Genomic DNA, 6,539 nt, shown 5'->3' with positions numbered 1-6,539 from the left:
AACATCAACGCCACCGGCAATGCGCTGAACAACGCGCTCACCGGCAACGCCGGCGTCAATGTCCTCRATGGCGGCGCCGGTGCCGATGTCATGGCTGGCGGTGCCGGCAATGACACTTACGTCGTCGACAACGCCGACGACATCGTCAACGAGAGCCCGACCGGTTCGAACGGCATCGACACCGTGCGGTCGGCGATCAGCTTCAACCTGGCYGATRCCGCGCATGTGYTTGGCGCRGTCGAGAAYCTGACGCTKCTCGGCACCGCCGACATCGACGCCACCGGCAATGCGCTGAACAACGTGCTCACCGGCAATGCCGGCAGCAATATCCTTGATGGTGGTGCCGGCGCCGACAGAATGYGCGGCGGCGCWGGTGATGACACCTACGTCGTCGACAATGCCGGCGACATCGTCGACGAGAGCGTGGCCGGTTCGAACGGCATCGATACTGTGCTGTCGAGGATCAGCTTCAGCCTGGCCGATACCACTCATGTGCTTGGCGCGGTCGAGAACCTGACGCTGTTTGGCACCGCCAACATCAACGCCACCGGCAATGCGCAGCGCAACGTTCTCATCGGCAATGACGGAAACAATATCCTTAACGGCGGAGCGGGCAATGATCTTCTCACTGGCGGTTCCGGCGCGGACACCTTCGTCTTCGATCGGCAGCTAGATGCAACACGGAACGTCGACACGATTACGGACTTTGACGCCGCAGCAGATACAATCCGACTTTCAAAGGCAGTTTTCGCGGCGCTAGGACCGGCGCCCATCCTCACGGAAACGGCTTTCCACATCGGAGAGGCAGCGCACGATGCCAACGACCGCATCATCTACAATCCTATCACCGGCGCGTTGAGCTACGATGCCGATGGGAACGGAACCGGTGCTGCAGTCCAGTTCGCCACCCTCGGCACCGGGCTCGCGCTGACGCATGCGGATTTCGTCGTGGTGTAAGCAACGATCGACGCTGCTGGTTGATCGCTGTTGCGCAGGCCACCCCTGGGCTGTATTCGAGAATCCGTTGGCAAAGGCATTGAAGCGATCCGACGGATCGAAGGGCGGCCGTCCGCCGTTTCCAGCGGTGCTGATGTTTAAGATCCCGGTCTTGCAGGCGCTCTACAAACTCTCGGACGACCAGGCAGAGTTCGTCATCCAGGACCGTTGTCGTTCATGCGGTTTCTCGGGCTCGGCCTTTCTGACAAGGTTCCGGATGCCAAGACGATCTGCTTCCGGATGCACAGGTATGTGCAGGAGTTCAGCATGCTCAATCGATGTTCAGCTGGCAGGAACTCTTTTCCGAGCTCTGCCAGCCGTTGCGCCCCAGCGGCGGCGGCGCCGCTTCTGACGGTTGCGAGTTCCGTCATCCGCCGATCGAACAATGACGTCTTGCTTGTCCGTCGTCCCGTACCCGCCGATGCTCCCGGCCTGATCCCAACGACGAATTCGGCCAGCACTTCCTGCTGACCCGCAAGGCACGCGACATCAATCCGGCCGACCTGTGGTCGCCAACCGTCACCCCATATCCAATTTACCGATCGGAGGACGTGCTCCCGAGCACCGACCTGATTGTGGTAAGCATCACCTCTTCGTAGTCAATGGGCTCTGGTTGACCGACAACAGCGATTGTGGGTTTCGCCATATCGATCAGTGTTGACGCGGCCTCCCTCACATCTCGTGTCGTGACGCTTCGGATTCGATTGATCTCATCCTCCGGGGATACGATCGTGCCAAATGTCAGCATAGCCGTGCCGACCATGCGGGCCGCGTCAAACGGTGTTTCCCGGGCGCGGACGAGGTTGACGAGGCATTTGTTTCTACCACGATGTACGGCCTCGTCATTGTCCGCCGCTGCCATCTTCGAAAGTTCAATGCCCATCAGCCGGAGGGCATCTTCGACATGAGTTGCCGATGTCGCCGCATACATGCCGAATAAACCGAAATCGGAACCGTGTTCTGACCACGCTCCGACCTCATACGCCAGACCATGGTCCCGCCGGATTGATCTGAACAAGGGGGACGACATTCCCGTTCCCAATGCCTCCGCAAGGACTTGAACGGCGTAGCGATGACGGTCACCTGCCCATGCCGTTGGAAATGCGCAGGCTACGATAGACTGACTTAACTCCGATCGGGTCTGCAAAAAAAGTCCGCCTGAGTAGGCCGCCTTGGGTGCTTCTTTGCGCGTTCGGCTGGAGACCTGCATGGGATCCAGAAACCGGTTGGCAAGCACAACCAAATCATGGTGGGATATGCCGCCAGCCGCGATCAATATCATGTTTTCAGGCTGATAGTTCTCGACAACGAAGTCCATCAGATCTGCACGGCTTAGCCGTGCCACTGTCTCTGGGGTGCCCAGAACTGATTTTCCGAGGCTCTGATCGGGATAGGCCCTCTGCGCCAACCCCGCCAGCGCACTGACCGCCGCATCATCCTGGGCTTGCAGAATTTCTTGTAGAATGATCTGTCTCTCGACATCCATATCTTCAGGGTCGAGTCGAGGGGATATCACTACCTCTGTCAGGATCGCGACCGCTTCAGGAAGCATTTCCTTCAGCCCCTCAACATAATAGAGCGTGTAGTCCTTGCCCGTAACCGCGTTGATTGTCGCCCCGAGGCTTTCAATCCGCTGCGCAATCTCATCGGACGCGTGGTGCCGTGTGCCCTTGAATGCCATGTGTTCGAGAAAATGGGCGGTTCCATGAGCGGCTCCATCAACCCTGGAACCAGCCCGGATCATAATTGCGACCACGGCGCTTTCAAAATCCCTGAACGCAATCGAGACAACTTGAAGGCCGTTTGCAAGGCAGGAGTGGTCAATATTCATTGTAACTCCAAATTCTATGATGCTGCAGGAACCGAGGCGGCAGCGGAAGCTGCCGCAAACTCGGTTAGTTGGCCAGGGTGATCCGTCAACGCCACATCCGCTTTGAGGCAGCTTCTTCACCGGCGTGAAGTTCTGCCCACTGCAGCGCTCCGATCAAAATCATTGCAGCTAGCGCGACAATTGCGAATGGAAGCAGCGCGAAGCCGACTGCGACATTTCCAGAACGCTTTACGATTTTTGCGACAAGTTTCATCCGACTCTCCGAGGTCAAAGCCGGGGAGTTCGAAACTCTCGTACAGGAGAGCGCCCACGCCTTTAGGCTTGCGCCCTGAACATGCGCGTAGGCCTCCCCGACTTTTGACCGGAGAGTGCATTCTACGGCTGCACTGAGCCGCTGTACGAGGGGTTTCGACGCCCCGCCGCGCAATGGGTGCGCGGCGGGCATTTGATAGCAATAACGGAACGTCAACGCAATTGCAGCGCTGGCTTCACCTCCACCAAAAACTCTGGAGTTTTCCAATGGACGTACGCGTTGCGGCCCAGGAGTTCTCCAAGGAAGTGGAGGACCTGCCGGGCGCGGTCCGAGATATACGCGTTGACCTCGCTCGGATTGCCAAGTGAGTGGCGGGCTACCTCTCCGGGTTTTGACAACTCGCGAGTTGAACATCCTTCGAGATCCGGGCGACGGCTTCAATGGGTTCCACGTGTTCAAGGTTCAGGCCAAGGGCTGATTCGACGCAGCCCTTGGCCCAGGTTCTCCCGACCCTGCGTCGCGGCCTATACCCGTTCTCGACGCCCACTCACGGTGACCTCTACGGCGCTGAGAAGATATTCGTAGAATTTCCTATTTTCGGACTGAAATCGAAGAGACCCCGCCTGGGCACAAGCGGGGTTCAACGCGCCAGGTGTTTTGCGGACAGAAAAGCGCAACCGGCATCAACTGCCTGCGAACCGGTGGCATTGTCCCTCATCCTACGTTATCTGGATGCAAGGATGACAGTAGGGCACAAGGCACAGATGGACGCTGACCGTATTCTGGTCGTCGACGATGACGCGCGCATAAGACAGATGCTAGTTCGCTATTTTGAGGACAACGGATTCCGAGTGACGGCCGTCGGTAACGGCACAGCCATGCGCTCCGAATTGGCAAGGGAATCCTACGCGGCCATATTCCTCGACCTGGTACTGCCGAACGGAGAGAACGGTCTCGAACTGCTGCGTGAGCTTCGTGGCACCTCTGACGTGCCGGTCCTGATGCTGACCGGGCAGGACGATGTCACCGACAAGGTGGTTGGCCTTGAGGTCGGCGCCGACGATTACATTGCCAAGCCCTTCCATCTCAGAGAGCTTCTTGCGAGGCTTAGGACCGTGCTGAGAAGGCGCACCTCCTCGGGCCTGCTTTCCAAGTCCGGCGCCCTCGACGAGGAAAGCCTGGAGTTCGAAGGCTGGAGGCTCGACGTCTCGCGAAGGCGGCTCACCTCTCCTTTGGGCGCCGACGTGTCCCTGACCACCGGCGAGTTCGACATGTTGCTCGTGTTAGTCCGCAACCGGGGTCGTGTGCTGTCGCGCGACAAGCTCATGGACTTGACCCGAAACCGGAATCTCGAGGCCTTCGACCGGGCGATCGACGCCCAGATCGTCCGGCTTCGCAAGAAGATCGAGACAGATCCCAAGAGCCCGGAGCTCATACAATCCGTACGCGGCGTGGGTTATGTGTTTACGGGGCGGCGAAGCTACTCTTCCAGTATTTGATCTTCGTCAATGTGCGCCTTGCGGGTTTGGCTATTTTCCGACCAGCAACGGCGTCAGGAAAAATGACTATCTGGATCCTCTTCGCGGTGATGACGACCGCAACAACAGCCATACTGCTGCATCCATTTTCTTCGGGGCGCGCTCGGCCGATACAAGCAAGGGGAGCCGACAACCTCTACCGAAAGCAGCTTCTGGAACTCGAAAACGAGCTTGCATCCGGAGACATTCTGCCAACTGAATACGAGTTGGCCCGGGCAGAGACAGCGCGGCGTCTTTTCAAGGAGAGCGAAGCGGCAGAACGCCGTTTATCGGTAAAACGGCCCGGTTACTGGCTCCGTCCTGTCGTCGTCGCATTTCTTCCCTTGCTGAGTGTCGGACTGTACGTCTCCCTTGGATCACCTGACATGCCCTCACGCCCCCTGCAAGCAAGGCTGGCAGATCCGGGACAGGATTTTGCAATTCTTGTAAGGAAGACCGAAGACCATCTTTCTCGCAGCCCGAATGACGGCCGCGGATGGGACGTTATAGCACCTGTCTATCTCCGAATGGGCCGTGCAGCCGATGCGGAGCGAGCTTACCGGAACGCGCTTCGTCTCCTCGGACCGCAGGTTTCGAGGCTCGAGGGACTGGCGGCGGCGTTGATAACGCAGTCTGGCGGGGCGGTTGCCGAGAACCTTCATGTGGTCCTCTCGCAGATACTGGCTATTGAACCTGACAACCCACGCGCAAGATTCTATCTGGCACTCGGCCAGGAGCAGGTTGGCAGTCAGGCTGAAGCAAGGAGTGCTTTCGAGGCGATAGCCAGGAGTTCTCCGGCAGATGCCCCCTGGCTGCCGCTCGTCAACGAGCACATTGCCAGGAATGGAGGCCCTATTGTCGCCACAGGGAGAAAGGGGTCGGACCGACCAAAAGGCGAACGCGGCCTTTCGACCACACAGAGCCCTGATGCGGCAGAGCCGCAGTACAAGATACAGGCGATGGTCGAAAGCCTTGATAGCAGGCTTCGGGCTGAGCCCAACAATTTCGACGGCTTCATGCGGCTTGTGCGTTCTTATGCCGTGCTGAACGAAAGAACACGCGCGGTCGACGCGTTGCAGCGCGGGCTCGCGGTCTTCCCTGCGACGGGCGAACAAGGAAAGCAACTGGTCGCACTGGCGCGCGAACTTGGCATTGAGAGGGAATGACGGAATGACACGCAAGCAAAAGCGCCTGGCGGTGATAGGTGGCGGCATGAGCTTCATCATTGCCGCCGTGCTGCTCGTCATGTTCGCCTTCAGCCAGTCGGTGGCCTATTTCTACATGCCTTCCGATCTGGCGAAAACGCCGGTGGCACCGGAAACCCGCATACGTCTCGGCGGCCTCGTCGGCGAAGGCAGTATCCTGCGCGGGAAAGGATCGACAGTTCGATTCGCGGTCACCGACCCCAGCGGAGAGAGCGTGAGCGTCAGGTACGCCGGCATTCTCCCAGATCTGTTCCGTGAGGGGCAGGGCGTGGTGACCGAGGGCCGGTTCGAAGGGGCGAGCCATGAATTCGTCGCCGATACGGTACTCGCCAAGCACGACGAGAAATACATGCCGAAGGAAGTTGCCGACAAGTTGAAAGAGCAGGGGCTGTGGCAACACGCGGGAGAACCGGAATGATCATCGAGATCGGCCACTATGCCCTGATCCTGGCGCTGGCGACGGCGCTCGTGGTTTCCATCCTGCCGGTGATCGGTGCAAGGCGCCTCGACCGTGCGATGATGGATCTGGCCTCTGTGGGGTCCCTGGCGATGTTCGCGCTGGTGGCGTTCTCCTTCGGAGTTCTGACTTACGCCCACGTCGTCTCCGACTTTTCGGTCGCCAACGTCTGGGAGAACTCCCATTCGCTTGTGCCGCTGCTGTTCAAGTTGTCAGGCGTCTGGGGCAATCACGAGGGCTCGATGATGCTCTGGCTGCTGATCCTGGTGCTGTTCAGCGC

At 59.0% G+C, this 6,539-nt stretch carries 6 protein-coding genes and 2 pseudogenes; 6 read left to right on the top strand and 2 right to left on the bottom strand.

Annotated features, from left to right (window positions below; translation table 11 throughout):
* The coding region (locus AC1DPR_RS31225) for a calcium-binding protein (RefSeq protein WP_477817941.1) at window positions 1–957 on the top strand (957 nt) is incomplete at its 5' end.
* A 97-nt stretch (window positions 958–1,054) separates the two neighbouring features.
* Window positions 1,055–1,227, top strand: a pseudogene (locus tag AC1DPR_RS31220) (transposase); the annotation flags it as partial.
* A 304-nt stretch (window positions 1,228–1,531) separates the two neighbouring features.
* Here the strand turns inward: AC1DPR_RS31220 and AC1DPR_RS31215 are convergent.
* Together AC1DPR_RS31215 and AC1DPR_RS31210 are read right to left on the bottom strand one after the other, a co-directional pair.
* Window positions 1,532–2,827, bottom strand: a complete 1,296-nt coding sequence (locus tag AC1DPR_RS31215) for a M16 family metallopeptidase (protein WP_477817940.1) — start codon at window positions 2,825–2,827, stop codon at window positions 1,532–1,534.
* Between the two features lie 85 nt (window positions 2,828–2,912).
* Window positions 2,913–3,080, bottom strand: coding sequence for a hypothetical protein (locus AC1DPR_RS31210; protein ID WP_477817939.1), 168 nt, complete (start codon window positions 3,078–3,080; stop codon window positions 2,913–2,915).
* A 740-nt stretch (window positions 3,081–3,820) separates the two neighbouring features.
* On the opposite strand from AC1DPR_RS31210, the gene AC1DPR_RS31205 reads away from it, so the two are divergent.
* The 4 genes and pseudogenes from AC1DPR_RS31205 to AC1DPR_RS31190 all read left to right on the top strand — a co-directional run.
* On the top strand, window positions 3,821–4,579 hold the full coding sequence (locus AC1DPR_RS31205) for a response regulator (RefSeq protein ID WP_477817938.1): 759 nt from the start codon (window positions 3,821–3,823) through the stop codon (window positions 4,577–4,579).
* Between the two features lie 62 nt (window positions 4,580–4,641).
* Window positions 4,642–5,763, top strand: a complete 1,122-nt coding sequence (ccmI, locus tag AC1DPR_RS31200) for a c-type cytochrome biogenesis protein CcmI (protein WP_477817937.1) — start codon at window positions 4,642–4,644, stop codon at window positions 5,761–5,763.
* Window positions 5,764–5,767: 4 nt separating this feature from the next.
* A complete protein-coding gene (gene ccmE / locus AC1DPR_RS31195; protein ID WP_477817936.1) occupies window positions 5,768–6,220 on the top strand; it encodes a cytochrome c maturation protein CcmE in 453 nt (150 codons plus the stop codon).
* Window positions 6,217–6,539: pseudogene (locus tag AC1DPR_RS31190) on the top strand (heme lyase NrfEFG subunit NrfE); the annotation flags it as partial. The gene ccmE and the pseudogene AC1DPR_RS31190, both read left to right, overlap by 4 nt.

The sequence above is a fragment of the Rhizobium sp. 01T417 genome (assembly GCF_056398905.1).
The sequence above is the reverse complement of the archived record's forward strand: the minus strand, read 5'-3'. Positions and strand labels throughout refer to the sequence as shown.

What these genes read in the sequence shown, in the direction of transcription:
- ccmI (WP_477817937.1), top strand. Translation starts at nt 4,642, where the DNA reads ATGACTATCTGGATCCTCTTCGCGGTGATGACGACCGCAACAACAGCC.
- AC1DPR_RS31205 (WP_477817938.1), top strand. Translation starts at nt 3,821, where the DNA reads ATGACAGTAGGGCACAAGGCACAGATGGACGCTGACCGTATTCTGGTC.
- AC1DPR_RS31215 (WP_477817940.1), bottom strand. Translation starts at nt 2,827, where the DNA reads ATGAATATTGACCACTCCTGCCTTGCAAACGGCCTTCAAGTTGTCTCG.
- ccmE (WP_477817936.1), top strand. Translation starts at nt 5,768, where the DNA reads ATGACACGCAAGCAAAAGCGCCTGGCGGTGATAGGTGGCGGCATGAGC.
- AC1DPR_RS31210 (WP_477817939.1), bottom strand. Translation starts at nt 3,080, where the DNA reads ATGAAACTTGTCGCAAAAATCGTAAAGCGTTCTGGAAATGTCGCAGTC.